Source organism: Nonomuraea cavernae, from assembly GCF_014646355.1.
GTDB lineage: Bacteria > Actinomycetota > Actinomycetes > Streptosporangiales > Streptosporangiaceae > Nonomuraea > Nonomuraea cavernae.
Window position 1 is genome coordinate 1 of the sequence record NZ_BMNH01000041.1, and the last position, 17,322, is coordinate 17,322.

Here is a 17,322-nt window from a genome sequence, read left to right on the forward strand (position 1 = left end):
CGCCGCGCGATCGCGCGGCGCCGCCCCCGCTGCCGTCACGGTGCCTGGACGCTGTAACGCCTGCCCTCGACCTGGGTCTGGAAGACGCCCTGGACGTTGCCGTCGGCGTCGACCGACGTGCCGGTGCCCGACGAGGTGAACGTGTCGGCCGAGGTCACCTGCCCGTCCTGGAGGCCGCGCAGCTCCCAGTCGAAGGCGCCTTCGGCGTTGAGGTTGTAGTGCCTGAAGGCGTACCGGAAGCCGGTGGCGGTGAGCTTCCAGGTGCCGAGCCCGACCCGCTTGCCGTCGGCCAGCGTGAAGCTGCCGTCGGGCCGCAGCGCGAACAGGGCGCGTTCCTTCTTGGTGCTGGACGCGAACTTGATCTCCACGGCCCAGGTGCCGACGGGCGAGCGTAACTGCTCGGTGTCACCGCTGGCCGAGCCGGCCAGGCCGGCGACCGAGCCGAGCGTCAGGGTCGTCGCCGCCGCCACCAGCGCCACGCGCCGGGCCATCCCGGGCCGCCTGCCTACCTTGTCTGCCATGCTTCCTCCCTGTGTTCTGACCGTTTCATCTGTTCTGTGTCCGCCGGCTTCGTGTCCGCCGGCTTCGTGTCCGCCGGCTTCGTGTCCGTCGGTCTTGTGTCCGCCGGCCTTCATCGGCCGGAACCGACCAGGCCGATCGCTTCCGCCGCGACCTGGAGAGACGTGCGCCGCGCCGCCGGGTCGGAGCTGACGGGCGACAGGGCGAGGGTGGTGACGCCGGCCCGCGCGTACGCGTCCATCCGCTCCGCCACCCGGTCCGGTGGCCCGAGCAGCGAGACGCTGTCGACGAAGTCGAACGGCACCGCCGCCGCCGCGCCCGCGCTGTCACCGGACCGGGCCCGGTCCTGGATCTCCACCGCGGCCTCGCCGTGGCCGAGCCGCTCCAGCAGGCGGAAGTAGAAGTTGTCGGTGCGGTGCCCGAGGCTGACGAAACGCGCCACGTGGTGCTTGACGGGCAGGGCGGCGGCCTCCAGGTCCTCCTCCACGGCGATCGACACCGAGGGGATGACCTCGAACGGCTCGCCGGCCAGGTCGCCGCGCCGCCGTCCCGCCTTCAGGTGCCCGATCGCCTCGGCCACCCGTCCGGGCGAGCTGAAGACCCCGAACCAGCCGTCGGAGATCTCCCCGGCCAGCTCCAGCCCGCGCTCGCCGACGGCGGCGAGGTAGATCGGGATGCGCGGGTTGACCAGCGGCGCGTGCAGCCGGAAGCCGGTGCCCCGCCCGCCGGGCAGCGGCACCCGCAGGTGCTCACCCTGGTGGTCGACCTGGCGGCCGGCCAGCGCGGCCCGCACCACCGAGACGTACTCGCGGGTCCTGGCCAGCGGGCGGCCGAACGGCAGGCCGTACCAGCCCTCGGTGATGAACGCGTTGGAGACGCCCAGCCCGAGCCGGAACCGGCCGCCGGACAGACCGTCCAGCGTGGCGGCCGTCATCACGGTCATGGCCGCGGTCCGCGCGGGAATCTGGAACACCCCGGCGGCCACGTGGATCCGCGTGGTCCTGGCCGCGAGGTACCCCAGCGCGCTGGCCGCGTCCGATCGGAACCCCTCCGGCACGAACGCCACCTCGAACCCGTGCCGCTCCGCCTCCACGGCGAGATCGGTGTCGTTCAGCGGGACGTTGATCCCCAGTCGCATGGCATGCTCCGCTCTCTCGGATCTGATCGCCGCGGGGGCCATCCTGGAAGGTCCGGTTCGAGCCGCGCTGGACCTGGGGCGAACGAGGCTGGAGCGGAACTCGACCGGGCGTCCAGCGCCGCGCGACGCCTGTTCTGCTCCCTGGTACGGCGGGTTCCCGTGCCGATGACCGAAGGGATGAGGCCAGCCATGCCACACGAAGACACCGAGGTGCTGATCGCCGGCGGGGCCGTGGTCGGCTTGTCCGCGGCCCTGTTCCTGGCCCGGGCCGGAGTCCGGGTGACGCTCGTCGAGCGCAAGCCCAGCACGCTGCGCCATCCCAGAGCGCGGGTGATCAACCCCCGCACCGTCGAGGTCTACCGGTCGGTCGGCCTGGAGGAGACGATCGTCGCCGCCCAGTCCCTGACCTCCGACCTGAGCACCAAGACGGTCATCAGGGCCAGGACGCTCGACGACGCCGAGCTGTTCTCCATGCCGATGCGCAACGAGGCGCCCGGGCTCAGCGAGGCCACCCCCTGCGACTGGTGCTCCATCGACCAGAACCGGCTGGAGGAGATCGTCGCCGACCACGCCGTGAAGCTGGGCGCCGACGTGCGGTACTCGACCGAGCTGGCGTCGTTCGACGACGACGGCGACGGGGTGACGGCGACCGTGCGCGACGCCGACACCGGCCGGGAGCGCCGGATCCGCGCCCGCTACCTCATCGCCGCCGACGGCAGCCGCAGCTCCGTACGGCGGCGGCTCGGCATCGGCGTGACCGGCCCCGGCGTGCTGCAGAACATCGTCAGCCTCGTCTTCAAGGCCGACCTCAGCGGCCCGCTGCGCGGCAGGGACCTCGGCCTGGGCTACTTCGACCAGCCCGAGCCGGGCACCCGGATGATGCCGCTGGACGGCTCCCGCTGGGTGTTCGTCACCCCCTACGACCCGGCCGAGCAGTCCGCCGATGACTTCGACGACGACTGGTGCGTGGGGGTCATCCGCGCCGCCGTGGGCGTGCCCGATCTGCGCGTGGACAACATCGAGGTGCAGATCGAGCGGACCGGCGCCAAGGTGCTCGGCTACGAGGTCGCCGCCCAGCTCGCCGAGCGCTACCGCCAGGGACGGGTGTTCCTGGTCGGCGACGCCGCGCACGCCATGCCGCCGACCGGCGCCCTCGGCGCGGCCACCGGCGTGCAGGACGCGCACAACCTGGCCTGGAAGCTGGCCGCCGTCCTGGCGGGTGACGCGGGCCCCGCCCTGCTCGACACCTACGAGCAGGAGCGCCGTGCCGTCGCCGGGCACACCATCGACTACGCCATGAAGACCATGCGCGACCGCACCAGCACCGCCGACGGCGACGAGAAGCCCGTCAGCTACGCCGCGATCATCCTGGGCTACCGGTACGACTCCGCGGCCGTGCTCCCCGAGGAGACCGGCGGCCCGCCCGCGCTGGAGCCCGAGCTGCTGGGCGCGCCGGGCACCCGGGCCCCGCACTACGCGCTCGTCCGCGACGGCGAGCCGCTGTCCACGCTGGACCTGTTCGGCGCGGGAACGGTGCTGCTCACCGGCCCCGAGGGCGGCGGCTGGCACCCGGCGGCGGCCCGCGCCGGGCTGGACGTCCGGATGATCGGCGGCCCCGAACTGGCCGACCCCGAGGGCCGCTGGCCGCAGGCGTACGGGGTGAGCGCGTCGGGCGCGGTGCTCGTCCGCCCGGACGGATTCGTCGCCTGGCGCGCTCCCGCCCTGCCCACCGAGGCCAAGCCCGACGCCGGGCCCGACGCCGGGCGCGATGCCAAGCCCCATGGGCGCGATGCCCGACACGACGCCGAGCCCGACGTCGAGGCCACGCTGCGGTCGGTGGTCGCCCGGATCCTCGATCGCGGCTGAGGGGGGCACGTGACCATGGACATCGGACTCGCCCTGCCCACGACCGTGCCGGACGTGACCGGCGAGCGGCTCATCGAGTGGGCCCGCCGGGCCGACCGGCTCGGCTTCAGCACGCTCGGGGCGCTCGACCGCGTCGCGTACCCCAACTACGAGTCGCTGCTCGCCCTGACGGCGGCCGCCGCCGTCACCGAGCGGATCAAGCTGGCCACCACCATCCTCATCGCCGCCTGCCGCGACAGCACGCTGCTGGCCAAGCAACTGGCCACCCTCGATCACCTGGCCGGCGGACGGCTGGTGGTGGGCCTCGCCTCGGGAGACCGCGAGGACGACTTCACCGCGACCGGGACGTCGTTCGCCGGCCGGGGCAAGCGGCTCGACACCGTCGTCCGCGAGCTGCGCGCCGCCTGGTCCGAGGCGAGCGCGGGCCTGCGACCGGCGCACCCGCCGTCCCTGCTGATCGGCGGCCACTCGCAGGCGGCCATGCGCCGCTCGGCGCGAGTCGGCGACGGCTGGATCGGCGGCGGCAGCTCGGTCTCCCGCTACGCCGACCTGGCCGCCCGGGTGCGCGACGAATGGCGGCGGCAGGGCCGGACGCGGGCTCCCAGGCTGCTGGCGCTGTCCTACGTAGCGCTCGGCCCCGGCGGGCGCGAGCACGCCGAACGCTACCTGCGCTCCTACTACGCCTTCATCGGCGACAAGGCCGAGCTGGTGGTCTCCGGCGTGGCCACGGAGCCCGGGCGGCTGCGCGAGCTCGTCCGAGGCTACGCCGAGGCCGGCTGCGACGAGCTGATCCTGCTGCCGTGCGCGGCGGACCCCGGACAGGTCGACCTGATCGCCGAAGCGGCGCTGAGCTGAGAGCTGGTGGAGCGATGCGGATGCTCGTCACGGCCTGGGCGTGGCCGTCCCACCTGTACGCCATGGTGCCCCTGGCCTGGGCGATGCGCGCGGCCGGGCACGACGTGCTGGTGGCCTGCCAGCCGTCCCTGATGGCCGTCGCCGAACGGACCGGCCTGCCGTGCGCGCGGGTCGGGTCCGACGTGGACTCGGTGGACATGGTCCGCGGCTACGCGCTGCCGACCCGCCGCTTCGGCACCCCGGAGGCGGCGGCCTCGGCGAACGGGGGCGCCCCGCGCGCGCTGCGCATGTTCCAGGCCAACGCCGAGGCCATGGTGGACGATCTGGTGCGGCTGGCCCGGGAGTGGCGGCCCGGGGTGATCGTCCACGACCCGACGGCCTGGGCCGCCTCGATCGCGGCGGCCGTGGCCGGGGTGCCGGCCGTGCGCCACCTGTACGGGGCCGACCTCGTCCACCGCGCCCGCCGGTTCCTGCCGGAGCTGCTGGCGCCGATGGCGGAGCGGCACGGGCTGGACGACCTGGAACCGCTGGGAGCGGCCACGGTCGACCCCTTCCCGGCCGGCGTGCAGGTGGAGGTGGACTACCGGCCGACGCCCATCAGGTACGTCCCGTACAACGGGCCCGGCCAGGCCCCCCGCCTCGGCCCCTCGAACCGGCCGCGCGTCTGCGTGACGTGGGGCACGACCATGGCCCGCGTCGACTCCCGCCGCTTCCTGGCCGGGGAGGTCGTCCGGGCGCTGGCCTCGCCGGAGGTCGAGGTGGTCGCCGCCGTCACCGCCGCGCAGCGGACGCTTCTCGGGCCCGTGCCGGAGGGGGTGCGGGTCGTCGAGGGCGCGCCGCTGCACGCCCTGCTGCCCTCCTGCGACCTGCTGGTGGCGCACGGCGGCGCCGGCACCTCGCTGACCGGCCTGGCCGCCGGCCTGCCGCAGCTCCTGGTGCCGCAGTTGCCCGACCACCAGGCGCACGCCAACCGGCTGGTCCGCGCCGGGGCCGCCGATCTGCTGCCCCCCGACGAGGCCGACCCGGCCGAGCTGCGGGAGCGCGCACTGCGCCTGCTCCACGACGAGCGGGCCAGGCAGGCCGCGGCCCGCCTGCGCCAGGAGATCGCCGACCGGCCCGCCCCCGCCGCCGTCGTCCCGTGGCTGGAACGCGTCGCCGCCGGCTGAACAGCCCGGCGGCCGGTCGGGGGCGGCCGAGCCGTGCACCGGCCGGCCGAGCACGGGCGGGCCGGGCGGCCGGGTGACCGGTCCAGCGCGGATCCACCGAGCCTCCAGCGTCCGGGCGCAGCCTGCGCGCATGCGGATCCTCATCTCCACCATCGGAACAGCCGCCCACTTCTACCCGGTCGTGCCGTTCGCCTGGGCCCTGCGCTGCGCGGGCCACGACGTGCGGGTGGCCTGCGAGCCGGGCTTCACCGCCACGGTCGGGGCCACCGGCCTGCCCGCCGTCGCCGTCGGCCACGACGTCGACCTGCGTACGTTCTGGCAGGGCGTCGCCCTGGAGCCCGCGGCGGGCACCGGCGACGACGACCACCTGCGCACGCGCATGGAGCGGTCGATGGCGATGTTCACCGGCATCGCCGACGCGGCGGCCGGCGACCTCATCGACCTCGCCCGAGCCTGGCGTCCCGACGCGGTCGTCTTCGAGGCCCGAGGGTACGCCGGGCTCATCGCCGCCCACAGCGTGGGCGTCCCGGCCATCCGCCACACGTGGGGCATCGACACCAACTACTCGCGCCGCGACTTCGACCGGCCGTACCTGGACGAGCTGTGCGCCCGCCACGGCCTGACCGGCGTGGACCCCCTGGGCGACCTGACGCTGACCCCCTGCCCGCCCAGCCTCACCGAGCCCGACGAGGTCAACCGCGCGCGGCTGCGCTACGTCCCCTACAACGGCTCCGGCGGCCTGCCCTCCTGGCTCATCCCGGCGCCGGAGCGGCCGCGCGTCTGCGTCACGTGGGGGCACATGTTCTCGCAGATCACCGACAACCTGCATCCGATCAACCAGGCCATCGAGGGCCTGCGCGGCCTGCCCGTCGAGGTGGTGGCCGCCGTCGCGCCCGGCCAGCGCGCGCTGCTGCCGGCCACGCCGCCGCCACAGGTGCGGGTGGCCGAGTCGGTGCCGCTCAACCTGCTGCTCCCCACCTGCGCCGCGGTGATCAACGGAGGCGGCGCGGGCACGCTGATGACCGCGCTCAGCGCGGGCGTGCCGATGGTCGTGGTGCCCTCGCACACCGACGAGCCCGAGTACGCCGAGCGCATGTCCGCCGCCGGCGCGGCCACCTGGCTGTCCTACCGCGAGGCGGACGCAGGGGCGTTCCGCGCGGCGGCGGAAAAGGTACTGGCGGCCCCCTCCTACCAGGAGGGAGCCGCCAGGCTGGCAGCCGAGAACGCGGCGCTGCCGTCACCGGCCGCCCTGGCGGCGGGACTGGACGAGGTGATCGCCCAGGCCCGCCGGGGCGGGTGACGGATCAGGTTCCGCCGGTGACCTCGACGATGGTCCCGGTGATGTTCCCGTTGGCCTCCGAGCCCAGGAACACGATGGCCCGGGCCACTTCCTCCGGAGTCGAGATGCGGCCGGTGGCGGCCGAGGCGGCCACCTGGCTCATCAGCTTCGGGGGAAGGGCCCGCCGGGTGGTGTCGGTCGCGGTCGCCCCGGGCGAGACCACGACGCTCAGGATCCCGCTCGTGCCCGCCTCGCCCGCCAGGGTGCGGCTGAAGGCGTTCAGGCCGGCCTTGCTGGCGATGAACGCCTCCTCCCCGGGAATGCCCGAGCGCACCGAGGCGGCGGAGACGAAGATCATCCTGCCCCAGCCGCGCGCCTTCATCGACGGCAGCACCGCCTGAACCGTGTGGAAGGCGCCGTCGAGCTCCTCGCGCAGCTGGCTCTGCCACTCCGCCACCGGCACGTCCTCGAAGGCGCGGAACGGGATGTGCGGCCCCGACCAGGGGGAGGCATTGGCGACCAGTACGTCCACGCCGCCGTAGGCGTCGATCACGCTGTCCACGGTGGCCCTGATCGTGGCCGGGTCGCCCAGGTCGTACCGTGTGGCGATGGCGGTGCCACCCGCCTGCTCGATCTCGGCGACCGCGCTGTGCGCGCCGTCCTTGTTGGACCGGTAGGTGAGCGCCACCCTGGCCCCCTCCGCGGCGAACAGGCACGCGGTCGCGCGCCCGATGCCGCTGCTGGCGCCCGTGATGAGCACGCTCTTTCCGGTGAGCCCCAGATCCATCCGTCACTCCCTTGTCATCGGCACGACGGGCGGAGCCGGCCCGCCGGGACGCCCATGCTGACCCGCCCCACTCGAGCATCACCTGAGCGGTGCTCGCCATCACCGCTCCGCGCCCCGCCGAGGCGCGGCCGGCTGCTCAAGCGGCGCTGGAGCGATCCTTCAGCCCTCGCCGTCAGCGTCGGCAGTCGGCGGGTCTCAGAGGACCCGGCCGCCGGAAAACCCGGAGGTATCTCATGGCAATGGCGGTCATGCGCGACAAAGCGGCCGCGGAGGTATTCGAGCTGTCCACAGGAGTGCACGCCAGCGCGGTGGTGCGCGCGGCGGTCCAGCTCGGCCTGGCCGACGCCGTCGGCGACGAGCCCGTCACCCTGGAAGCACTCGCGTCGGCCGTCGGGGCGCGGCAGGACACGCTCGGGCGCTTCATGCGGCTGCTCACCGCGTACGGCATCTTCGCCGAGGTGGGGGAGGACCGCTACGAGCACACCCCCACCTCCAGAGCGCTCCGCTCGGACGCGCCCGACGGCCCCGCGGGGATCATCCGCCTGGGCGGCGACTGGAACTGGATCCTGTGGGGACTGCTCGCCCACTCGGTCAGGACCGGCGAATCCGCCTTCCAGGCCCACTACGGCCAGGACATCTTCGCCTACTTCGACCAGAACAGGCAGGCGGGCGACGCGTTCCAGCACGGCCTGTCGGTCGTGGCCAGGCGGGAGGACCCGCTGGTCGCGGAGGCGCTGCCGGTCAAGGAAGGCGAGTGCGTGGTCGAGCTGGCCGGCGGCAAGGGCAACCTGCTGCGCGCGGTGCTGGAACGCCACCCGGGCGTCACCGGGGTGCTCGTCGAGACCGAGCAGGCGCTGGACACCGTCGACCCGGCGCTGCGCGAGGGCCCGCTGGCCGAACGCTTCCGCGCGTTCCCCGGCGACTGCCAGACGGCCGTCCCCGGCGGCGGCGACGTCTATCTGATCAAGCAGACGCTGCACATGTGGGACGACGAGACGTGCCTGCGCGTCCTTGCGAACTGCCGGCGCGCCGCACCGCCCGGCGCCCGGGTGGTGGTCGTCGAGCAGCTCCTCACGGACGGGCCCGCCGAGCGGCGGACCCGGCTGATGGACCTGCACATGCTCCTGGTCGCCGGCGGCAGGGAGCGCACCGAGAAGGACTTCGCCGAGCTGTTCCACCGGGCCGGCCTCAGCTTCGGCGGCATCCGCGGGGAGGCGGGCGACCTGCGGCTGATCGAGGCCGTGACGCCCGAGGCCTGACCCGATCAGCACTCAGAAGGGAGCCCCCATGGCAACGGACGCACCGATCACCACCCCGGCCGACATCTTCCGGCTGGGCAGCATGTACGCGATGTCGAAGGTCGTGCTCACCGCGGTCGAGCTGGACCTGTTCACCGCCCTCCAGGACGCCGACGCCACCGCCGAGGAGGTGTGCGAGCGCCTCGGCCTGCACCCGCGCGCCACCAGGCAGTGGCTGGACACCCTGGTCGTCACCGGCCTGCTCCGGCGCGAGAACGGAAGGTACGGCAACAGTGAGGCCGCGACCCGCTTCCTGGTCCGCGGCGCCCCCGCCTACGTCGGCGGCTTCCTGTCGCGCTCCGGCGAGATGCTCTACCCCGCGTGGGGCCGCCTCACCGACACGCTGCGCACCGGCCTGCCGCAGGCCAACGACGGCGACTTCCGCGAGCTGGTCGACAACCCCGCGTTCCTGGACCGCTTCCTGACCATGATGGACTCGCTCAGCGGCCACCTCGGCCCCGAGCTGGCCAAGTCCTACGACTGGACCGCGCACGACTCCGTCGCCGACATCGGCGGCGCCCGCGGCAACCTCGTCTCGCACCTGGTCAGGGCGCACGTCCACCTCAAGGGCATGGTGTTCGACCTGCCGCAGATGGAGCCCAGGTTCGACGCGCACCTGGCCGAGCTCGGGCTGTCCGGCCGGGCCTCCTTCGTGCCCGGCGACTTCTTCAACGACCCGCTGCCGCAGGCCGACGTGCTGATCATGGGGCACGTGCTGCACGACTGGTCGGAGGAGGAGCGCCGGATGCTGGTCGGCAAGGCGTACCAGGCGCTGGCGCCGGGCGGGGTGCTGCTCGTCTACGACCGCATGATCGAGGACGAGCCGACCGACGCCGACAACCTCGTGGTGAGCCTGCACATGATCCTCACCACGACCGACGGCGCGGAGTACACGCAGGGCGAGTGCCTGGCGTGGCTGCGCGAGGCCGGCTTCCGGCAGACCTCGGTCCAGCCGCTCGGTCCCACGGACTCCCTCGTCATCGCGACCAAGTAGGAGATCACCTTGCACAGAACGCTCATCGTCGCGCACATGGAGGCCTCGCACGCCGACGCCATCGCGACCATCTTCGGAGAGTCCGACGCCACCGACCTGCCGCACCTGATCGGCGTGTCCCGCAGGACCCTCTTCCGTTTCCACGACCTGTACTTCCATCTGGTCGAGGCGGACCAGGACATCAAGCCCGACCTGGACAAGGCTCGCGAGCACCCGCTCTACCTCGACGTCAGCCGGCGGCTGTCGGAGCACGTCAGCCCGTACGACCCCAACTGGCGCGAGCCGAAGGACGCCATGGCCATCCCCTTCTACACCTGGGAGCGCTCGTGACCGAGACACAGGGCGGACTGAAGATCGTCCACATCGACGACGTCGAGCCGAACCGCCGGCGCGGCGGCGACCTGCGGGTGCTGCTCAGCCCCAAGACCGTGGGCTCGACCACGGGCTTCATGGGCGTGACGCTGCTCAAGCCGGGGGAGTTCGTCGCCGAGCACTACCACCCCTACTCCGACGAGTTCATGTTCATCGCCCGTGGCACGATCGTCGCCCGGCTGGACGGCGAGGACGTCAAGATGCTCCCCGACCAGAGCGTCATGGTGCCCAAGGGCACCCGGCACCGCGTCGAGAACACCGGCACGGAGGACGCGCTCATCGTCTTCCACCTGTGCCCGCTGGCCCCCCGCCCCGAGCTGGGGCACGTCGACACGGAAGAACGGGCGGGAGAGGGCTGATGCGATCCGCCCGCGTCGTGGTCACCGGGATCGGCGTCGTCGCTCCCGGTGACCCGGGCACCAAGGCGTTCTGGGAGATGCTCACGGCCGGTCGGACGGCGACGCGCACCATCACCTTCTTCGACCCGTCGGGCTTCCGCTCCCGGATGGCGGCCGAGTGCGACTTCGACCCGGCGGCGCAGGGCCTGTCGGCTCAGGAGATCCGCCGGATGGACCGGGCGGCGCAGCTCGGCGTGGTCGCGGCCAGGGAGGCGTGGGCCGACAGCGGCCTGGGTCAGGACGTCGCGCCCGAGCGGATGAGCGTCAGCCTGGGCAGCGCCGTGGGCAGCACGATGAGCCTGGAGGAGGAGTACGTCGTCCTCAGCGACGGCGGCAGACGGTGGCTGGTGGACGACGGCTACGGCGTGCCGCACCTGTACGGCTTCATGGCGCCCAGCACCCTGGCCGCCGAGGTGGCGTGGAGCTGCGGGGCCGAGGGCCAGGTCGGGTTGATCTCGACCGGCTGCACGTCGGGGCTGGACGCGATCGGCCTCGGCGCCCGGCTCATCCGGCAGGGCACGGCCGACGTGGTGGTGGCCGGCGCGACCGACGCGCCGATCTCACCGATCACCTCGGCCTGCTTCGACGCCATCAAGGCCACCTCGCCCAACAACGACGACCCCGAGCACGCTTCGCGCCCGTTCGACCTGCACCGGGACGGGTTCGTGCTGGGGGAGGGCGCGGCCGTGCTGGTGCTGGAGGAGCTGGAGTCGGCGCGCCGCCGCGGCGCGACGATCTACGGTGAGATCGCCGGATACGCCTCCCGCAGCAACGCCTTCCACATGACCGGCCTCAAGCCGGACGGCAGGGAGATGGCCGAGGCGATCCGCGCCGCGCTGGACGAGGCCCGGCTCGATCCGTCGGACATCGACTACGTCAACGCCCACGGCTCGGGCACCAAGCAGAACGACCGGCACGAGACCGCCGCCTTCAAACGGGCACTCGGACCGCGCGCCCACGAGGTGCCGGTCAGCTCGCTCAAGTCGATGGTCGGCCACTCGCTCGGCGCGATCGGCGCCATCGAGGCGGCGGCCTGCCTGCTGGCGATGCGTGACCAGGTGGTGCCTCCCACGGCCAACCTGCACACCCCCGACCCGGAGTGCGACCTGGACTATGTGCCGGTGACCGCCCGCGACCAGCGGGTGGACGCGGTCCTCAGCGTCGGCAGCGGGTTCGGCGGCTTCCAGACGGCGATGGTGCTGGGACGGGGAGAGCCATGAGCGCGGTGACCGGCATGGGAGTGGTGGCGCCCAACGGCGACCGTACGGAGGACTACTGGCAGGCGGTCCTGGACGGCCGGTCCGGGCTGGGGCCGATCAGCCACTTCGACGCCGGCGGCTACCCGGTCAGCAGGGGCGGCGAGTCACCGTTCGTCGCCAAGGGCCGGGTGCCGGGCAGGCTCGTCGCCGAGACCGACCGCTTCACCCACATGGCGCTGGCGGCGGCCGAGATGGCGCTCGCCGACGCCGGTGTGGACCCGGCCGAGCTGCCCGAGTACGAGATGGCGGTCACCACGGCCAGCTCGTCCGGTGGCACCGACTTCGGGCAGCGGGAGATCGAGAAGCTGTGGCGCAACGGGCCCCGGCACGTGGGCGCGTACCAGTCCATCGCCTGGTTCTACGCGGCCAGCACCGGCCAGATCGCGATCCGGCACAAGATGCGCGGCCCGTGCAACGTCGTCTGCGCCGAGCAGGCCGGCGGGCTGGACGCGGTGGCCCACTCGTGCCGGCTGCTGCGCGACGGGGTGCGGCTGGCGCTGGCCGGCGGCACCGACGCCTCGCTGTGCCCGTACGGGCTGGTGGCGCAGCTCAGCAACCGCAGGCTCAGCCCGTCCGGTGAGTTCCTGCCCTTCGACGCTCGCGCAGACGGCTACCTGCCGGGCGAGGGCGGGGCGATGCTCGCCATCGAGCCCGCCGACACCAAGAAACCGAAATATGGCTACATAGCCGGTCACGCGGCCACGTTCGATCCGCCGCCGTGGTCCGACCGGCCCCCGGCGCTGCGCCGCGCCGTCGAGGCCGCCCTGGCCGACGCCGGCGCCGAACCCGGCGACATCGACGTCGTCTTCGCCGACGCCGCCGGGCTGCCCGACCTGGACCGCCAGGAGGCCGAGGCGGTCAACGCGGTGTTCGGGCCGCGGGCCGTCCCGGTCACCGCGCCGAAGACCATGACCGGACGGCTGTACGCGGGCGGCGCCGCGCTCGACCTGGCCACCGCGCTGCTGGCCCTGCGCGACCAGGTCATCCCGCCCACCATCGGCATCACCAGCCCCGTCGAGGGGCTTGGTCTCGACCTCGTCCGCGACACCCCCAGGCAGGCGCCGCTGCGCGCGGCACTGGTGCTGGCCCGGGGCTACGGCGGATTCAACTCGGCAATCGTCGTCAGAGCGTAAGGACCTTGACCATGGCCGTACACACCGAGAACCAGATCGTCATCGCCGCGCCGATGGAGGTGGTCTGGACGATGACCAACGACGTGGACAACTGGCCGCGGCTGTTCGACGAGTACGCCGCGGCCGAGATCCTGGAGCGGCACGGAAACACCGTCCGCTTCCGGCTCACCATGCACCCCGACGCCGACGGCAACGCCTGGAGCTGGGTGTCCGAACGAACCATGGACCCGCGGACCAGGACCGTCCGGGCCCACCGCGTGGAGACCGGCTGGTTCGAGTACATGAACATCGCCTGGGACTACTCCGAAGTGGACGGCGGCGTGCTGATGCGCTGGAAGCAGGACTTCCAGATGAAACCGGAGGCGCCGCTGGACGACACGGCGATGGCCGCCAGGATCAACGCCAACTCCGTCGTCCAACTCGACCTGATCCGGCGCCGCGTGGAAGCCGCCGCGGCCCAGACGGTGCGATGATCTCGCTGCTCGTCCCGCTGTCCCTGGCCGGAGGCGGCCTGGCGTCAGGGGTCATGCTGTCGACCGTCATCGGCATCGAGCCGTACACCAAGGCCATGCCCTACGACGGGTACGTGCGCACCATCCGCTTCCTGTGGCCGCGCTACGACCCGCTCATGCCCATCGTCAACGCCATCACCTTCCTGGCCAACGCCGCCCTGGCGGTGCTGGCCCCCACCACCGGCGCCCGCGTCACGTACACCACGGCGGCGGCCCTGCTGGCGCTCGTCATGGCCATCTCGGTCGCCAAGAACGTGCCGATCAACAAGTACGTGACGTCGCTGGACCCCGCCGACCCGCCGTCCGACTGGGCCGCGCGGGATCCCCGGGCCCAGTGGCGCTCCTGGAACCTCATCCGCACCGTCCTCGTCCTGACCGCGCTCGCGGCCAGCGGCGCCGGCGCGGCCACCCTGATGTGACAACGGAGAACCCCATGCGACTGAACGGCAGGAACGCGCTGGTCACCGGCGGCGCCAGAGGCATCGGTCGGGCCATCGTGCTCGACCTGGCCAGGGCGGGCGCGAACGTCGTCACCTGCACCAGGCAGGGCGGCGAACCCGCGCAGACCCTGGCCAAGGAGCTACAGGCGATCGGCGGCGAGCACCACGTCGCGACCGCCGACGTGACCAGACAGGAGGACATCGACGCCCTGGTGGGCGAGTGTGAGCGCCGATGGGGCCGGATCGACATCGTGGTCAACAACGCCGGCGCGATCAGCCACGTCCCGTTCGCCGAGCTGGACGCGGCGGAGTGGCACCGAGTCGTCGACACCGGGCTGACCGCCACGGCCATGGTCATCCAGCGGGCGCTGCCGCTGATGGGCGAGGGCGGCTCGATCATCAACATCGGCTCGAAGGTGGCGACCGTCGGCCTCCCGCTGCGCGCCCACTACACGGCCGCCAAGGCCGGCCTCATCGGCCTGACCAGGTCCCTGACCAAGGAGCTCGGCGAGCGCGGCATCCGGGTCAACCTGGTCGCCCCCGGCCCGATCGAGACCGAGGCGGGCGTGCCCGACGAGGTGCGCGAGCGTTACCGGCGGCTCATCGCGCTCGGCCGGATGGGCCGCCCCGAGGAGATCGCCACCGTGGTGACCTTCCTGGCCGGCGAGCAGTCGGCGTTCGTCAACGGCGAGACCATCAACGTGGACGGTGGGATCTAGCGATGACCTTCCGCGTGATGTTGCGCATGCAGATCAAACCGGGCGCCGAGCGCGACTTCGAGGAGACCTGGCTGCGGGTCGGCACCGCGGTCACCGAGCACCCGGCCAACGAGGGCCAGTGGCTGTCGAAGAGCGACGAGGAGGACGGCGTCTACTACATCGTCAGCGACTGGGTGGACGAGCCGCGCTTCCGGGAGTTCGAGCGCAGCGAGCAGCACCTGAACCACCGGGTCAGGCTGCACCCGTTCCGCTCCGGCGGCTCCATGGTCACGATGAACGTGGTCTACGCCATGGACCCCGTGGCCCGGACATGACCAGCCCGAGGGTGCGGGTGCTCGTCTACGCCACGGCCTCCGGCGACTCTCCCGGCGACCTGGCCGACGCCTACCACCGCGTCAGCCGGGAGCTGTCCGGGACGCCCGGCCTGCTCGGCAACGAGCTGCTGCGCTCGCTCACCCAGCCGGGCGGATTCCTGGTCATGAGCGAGTGGGACAGCCTCGAATCCTTCCGCACCTGGGAGGCCGGCACCCGGCACCGGCAGACGACCGCGCCGCTGCGCTCCTTCCAGGACAGCTCGCGCGGGCCGAGTTTCGCCCTCTACACCGTCACCGCCGCCTACTCCGAGGAGCGATCATGACGTACGACGCCGGGCTCGCCGGCAAGCGGGTGCTGGTCACCGGCGGATCGCGGGGCATCGGCGCGGCCACCGCCCGCGCGCTGGCCGCCGCCGGCGCCCGCGTCATCGCCTGCCACCGGGGCGAGCCGGCCTCGCTCTCCTACGAGCTGGTCACCGCGGACGTCACCCGGGAGGCGGAGGTGGCCGCGCTCGCCGACATCTGCGCCACGCGCCTCGGCGGGCTCGACGTGCTCGTCAACAACGCGGGAGTGGACGGCATCACCCCGATCGACAAGCTCGACGCCGCCCAGTGGCACGAGATCATGGACGCCAACCTGACCTCCGCCTACCTCGTCACCAGGCAGGGGCTGGGCCTGCTGTCCGACGGCGCCTCGGTGGTCAACCTGTCGGCGTCGGTCGCGCTGCGCGGCCGGCCCGCCAGCGCGCACTACACCGCGTCCAAGGCCGCGCTCATCGGGCTCACCCGGTCGCTCGCCCGCGAGCTGGGCCCGCGCGGCATCAGAGTGAACATGGTCGCCCCGGGCGTCGTCGACGCCGCCGGCCCAGGCGAGGGGCCGCCCCCGCACCTGCGCGAACGGCTGGCCGGCATGACCGCGCTGGGCCGGCTCGGCACCGCCGACGAGGTGGCCGCGGCCGTGCTGTTCCTGGCCGGAGACCAGTCCCGCTACATCACCGGAACCACGCTCTACGTCGATGGAGGAATGTGATGACGTACGCCGCGATCACCTACCGGGTCAAGCCGGGGCACGAGGACGAGATCGCCGAGATCTTCCAGGGCTTCCAGCGGGTCGGCAGCTCCGTCCTGCGCGACGAGCAGGGCAACGAGGTGGGCCGCCTGCTCGGCACCGCCGTGTTCATCAAGGACGACCTCATGGTCCGGGTCATCCACTTCGAGGGCACGCTGGAGGCCGTCTCCGCGAACATGGCCAAGCACGGCGGCGTCCACAAGCTGGAGAAGCAGCTCGCCCCCTACCTGGTGCGCGAGCGTGACACCAGCAGCCCGGACAAGTTCGGCGCCTACTTCCGCGACGCCACCATGCGCTGCATCTCCCAGCTGTCCGCCGACACCCGGCCCGTGGAGGCGTCGTGAAGCTCGCCGTGGTGGGACTCGGCGCGATGGGCGGGGGCATGGCGAAGCGCCTGCTGGAGTCCGGCTTCCCGCTCATCGTGCACAACAGGACGGCCGCCAAGGCCGATCCGTTGCGCCAGGCCGGGGCCCGGTGGGCGCCCCAGCCGCAGGACGTCGCCCGCGACAGCGACGTCGTCCTGCTCAGCCTCGCCGACGAGAAGGCCGTGGAGCAGACGCTGTTCGAGCGGATGCTGCCGGCGCTCAAGCCCGGCACCGTGGTCGTCGACACCACCACGGTCTCGGCGGCGTACGCCGCCGCGGCGGCCGAGCGGCTGACCGCCCACGGGATACGCCGCGTGGAGCTGTGCCTGATCGGCAACCCGGTCATGGCCGAGCAGGGCCGGCTGCGCCTGTTCGCGGCCGGTGACCAGCGCGACGTGGCCGAGATCGAACACGTCCTGACGGCCATCGGAGGGGAGCTGCGCTATCTGGGCCCGCCCGGCATGGCGTGCACCATGAAGCTCGCCTTCAACCTGCTGCTCGGCGTCCAGACCGTGGGCCTGGCCGAGGCGGTGGCCCTCGGTGTGCGGGCGGGACTCGACCGCACCATGCTGATCAACGCGATCACGGGCAGCGCGTTCTGCTCGCCGGCCCTGGCCTTCCGCGCCGGCTACATGCGGGACGGCTGCTACGAGCCCGCCGCCTTCCGCGCCCAGCTCATGGCGAAGGACCTGCGGCTGGCCATCTCGGACGCGGCGTCGGGCGGGCTGACCCTGCCGGTGTGCTCGCGCGCGGCGGAACGGCTGGACGAGGTGGTCGCCGCGGGCCGGGGCGACGAGGACAGCGCGGTGGTCGTGGAGACCGCCATGGCCTCCTGAGCG

At 73.0% G+C, this 17,322-nt stretch carries 21 protein-coding genes; 18 read left to right on the forward strand and 3 right to left on the reverse strand.

The genetic code is table 11. The features are described from left to right. Positions 1-35: 35 nt before the first annotated feature. Complete coding sequence (locus tag IEY82_RS36040) at positions 36-521, reverse strand: hypothetical protein (RefSeq protein ID WP_189128773.1); 486 nt, start codon at positions 519-521, stop codon at positions 36-38. Positions 522-631: 110 nt separating this feature from the next. Continuing rightward, the gene (locus IEY82_RS36045; RefSeq protein WP_189128774.1) at positions 632-1,657 is read right to left on the reverse strand and encodes an LLM class flavin-dependent oxidoreductase; all 1,026 of its coding nucleotides are present in this window, start codon (positions 1,655-1,657) and stop codon (positions 632-634) included. A gap of 189 nt (positions 1,658-1,846) precedes the next feature. Between IEY82_RS36045 and IEY82_RS36050 the strand changes: the two genes are divergently transcribed. The 4 genes from IEY82_RS36050 (at position 1,847) to IEY82_RS36065 (ending at position 6,844) form a co-directional block, all read left to right on the forward strand. Next, entirely contained in the window at positions 1,847-3,523 is a 1,677-nt protein-coding gene (locus tag IEY82_RS36050; protein ID WP_189128775.1) for an FAD-dependent monooxygenase, read from the forward strand. Between the two features lie 15 nt (positions 3,524-3,538). Further along, positions 3,539-4,378, forward strand: a complete 840-nt coding sequence (locus IEY82_RS36055; RefSeq protein ID WP_189128818.1) for an LLM class flavin-dependent oxidoreductase — start codon at positions 3,539-3,541, stop codon at positions 4,376-4,378. Positions 4,379-4,392: 14 nt separating this feature from the next. Further along, positions 4,393-5,544, forward strand: coding sequence for a nucleotide disphospho-sugar-binding domain-containing protein (locus tag IEY82_RS36060; RefSeq protein WP_189128776.1), 1,152 nt, complete (start codon positions 4,393-4,395; stop codon positions 5,542-5,544). Between the two features lie 130 nt (positions 5,545-5,674). Beyond that, positions 5,675-6,844 (forward strand): nucleotide disphospho-sugar-binding domain-containing protein, encoded by a 1,170-nt coding sequence (locus IEY82_RS36065; protein ID WP_189128777.1) that lies wholly within the window; start codon positions 5,675-5,677, stop codon positions 6,842-6,844. A 4-nt stretch (positions 6,845-6,848) separates the two neighbouring features. On the opposite strand, the gene IEY82_RS36070 is transcribed toward IEY82_RS36065, so the two are convergent. Further along, positions 6,849-7,610 carry an SDR family NAD(P)-dependent oxidoreductase gene (locus IEY82_RS36070; protein ID WP_189128778.1) on the reverse strand — a complete coding sequence of 254 codons (762 nt, stop codon included), beginning with the start codon at positions 7,608-7,610 and terminating at the stop codon, positions 6,849-6,851. Between the two features lie 248 nt (positions 7,611-7,858). Here IEY82_RS36070 and IEY82_RS36075 point away from each other — a divergent pair, with 248 nt between their 5' ends. Genes IEY82_RS36075 through IEY82_RS36140 form a run of 14 tightly spaced genes read left to right on the forward strand, consistent with a single transcriptional unit; the run spans position 7,859 to position 17,319 of the window. Beyond that, entirely contained in the window at positions 7,859-8,869 is a 1,011-nt protein-coding gene (locus IEY82_RS36075; protein WP_189128779.1) for a methyltransferase, read from the forward strand. Between the two features lie 28 nt (positions 8,870-8,897). Beyond that, positions 8,898-9,902 (forward strand): methyltransferase, encoded by a 1,005-nt coding sequence (locus tag IEY82_RS36080; RefSeq protein WP_189128780.1) that lies wholly within the window; start codon positions 8,898-8,900, stop codon positions 9,900-9,902. A 9-nt stretch (positions 9,903-9,911) separates the two neighbouring features. Next, positions 9,912-10,232: a TcmI family type II polyketide cyclase gene (locus IEY82_RS36085; protein WP_189128781.1), complete on the forward strand. Its 321-nt coding sequence runs from the start codon at positions 9,912-9,914 to the stop codon at positions 10,230-10,232. After that, the gene (locus IEY82_RS36090) at positions 10,229-10,633 is read left to right on the forward strand and encodes a cupin domain-containing protein (RefSeq protein ID WP_225263893.1); all 405 of its coding nucleotides are present in this window, start codon (positions 10,229-10,231) and stop codon (positions 10,631-10,633) included. The genes IEY82_RS36085 and IEY82_RS36090 overlap by 4 nt, the downstream gene beginning before the upstream one ends. After that, the gene (locus IEY82_RS36095) at positions 10,633-11,892 is read left to right on the forward strand and encodes a beta-ketoacyl-[acyl-carrier-protein] synthase family protein (protein ID WP_189128782.1); all 1,260 of its coding nucleotides are present in this window, start codon (positions 10,633-10,635) and stop codon (positions 11,890-11,892) included. Before IEY82_RS36090 ends, IEY82_RS36095 begins: the two co-directional genes overlap by 1 nt. Then, positions 11,889-13,064, forward strand: a complete 1,176-nt coding sequence (locus tag IEY82_RS36100; protein WP_189128783.1) for a ketosynthase chain-length factor — start codon at positions 11,889-11,891, stop codon at positions 13,062-13,064. The genes IEY82_RS36095 and IEY82_RS36100 overlap by 4 nt, the downstream gene beginning before the upstream one ends. 11 nt (positions 13,065-13,075) lie before the next feature. Further along, on the forward strand, positions 13,076-13,537 hold the full coding sequence (locus tag IEY82_RS36105; RefSeq protein WP_189128784.1) for an SRPBCC family protein: 462 nt from the start codon (positions 13,076-13,078) through the stop codon (positions 13,535-13,537). Further along, positions 13,534-13,995 carry an anthrone oxygenase family protein gene (locus IEY82_RS36110; protein WP_189128785.1) on the forward strand — a complete coding sequence of 154 codons (462 nt, stop codon included), beginning with the start codon at positions 13,534-13,536 and terminating at the stop codon, positions 13,993-13,995. Before IEY82_RS36105 ends, IEY82_RS36110 begins: the two co-directional genes overlap by 4 nt. Before the next feature lie 14 nt (positions 13,996-14,009). Then, complete coding sequence (locus IEY82_RS36115) at positions 14,010-14,735, forward strand: SDR family NAD(P)-dependent oxidoreductase (protein WP_189128786.1); 726 nt, start codon at positions 14,010-14,012, stop codon at positions 14,733-14,735. Between the two features lie 2 nt (positions 14,736-14,737). Then, on the forward strand, positions 14,738-15,049 hold the full coding sequence (locus IEY82_RS36120; RefSeq protein WP_189128787.1) for an antibiotic biosynthesis monooxygenase family protein: 312 nt from the start codon (positions 14,738-14,740) through the stop codon (positions 15,047-15,049). Beyond that, on the forward strand, positions 15,046-15,372 hold the full coding sequence (locus IEY82_RS36125; RefSeq protein WP_189128788.1) for an antibiotic biosynthesis monooxygenase family protein: 327 nt from the start codon (positions 15,046-15,048) through the stop codon (positions 15,370-15,372). Before IEY82_RS36120 ends, IEY82_RS36125 begins: the two co-directional genes overlap by 4 nt. Next, complete coding sequence (locus IEY82_RS36130; RefSeq protein WP_189128789.1) at positions 15,369-16,079, forward strand: SDR family NAD(P)-dependent oxidoreductase; 711 nt, start codon at positions 15,369-15,371, stop codon at positions 16,077-16,079. Before IEY82_RS36125 ends, IEY82_RS36130 begins: the two co-directional genes overlap by 4 nt. Next, positions 16,079-16,462, forward strand: coding sequence for a SchA/CurD-like domain-containing protein (locus IEY82_RS36135; protein WP_189128790.1), 384 nt, complete (start codon positions 16,079-16,081; stop codon positions 16,460-16,462). The genes IEY82_RS36130 and IEY82_RS36135 overlap by 1 nt, the downstream gene beginning before the upstream one ends. Continuing rightward, on the forward strand, positions 16,459-17,319 hold the full coding sequence (locus IEY82_RS36140) for an NAD(P)-dependent oxidoreductase (RefSeq protein WP_225263891.1): 861 nt from the start codon (positions 16,459-16,461) through the stop codon (positions 17,317-17,319). The genes IEY82_RS36135 and IEY82_RS36140 overlap by 4 nt, the downstream gene beginning before the upstream one ends. Positions 17,320-17,322 lie beyond the last annotated feature (3 nt).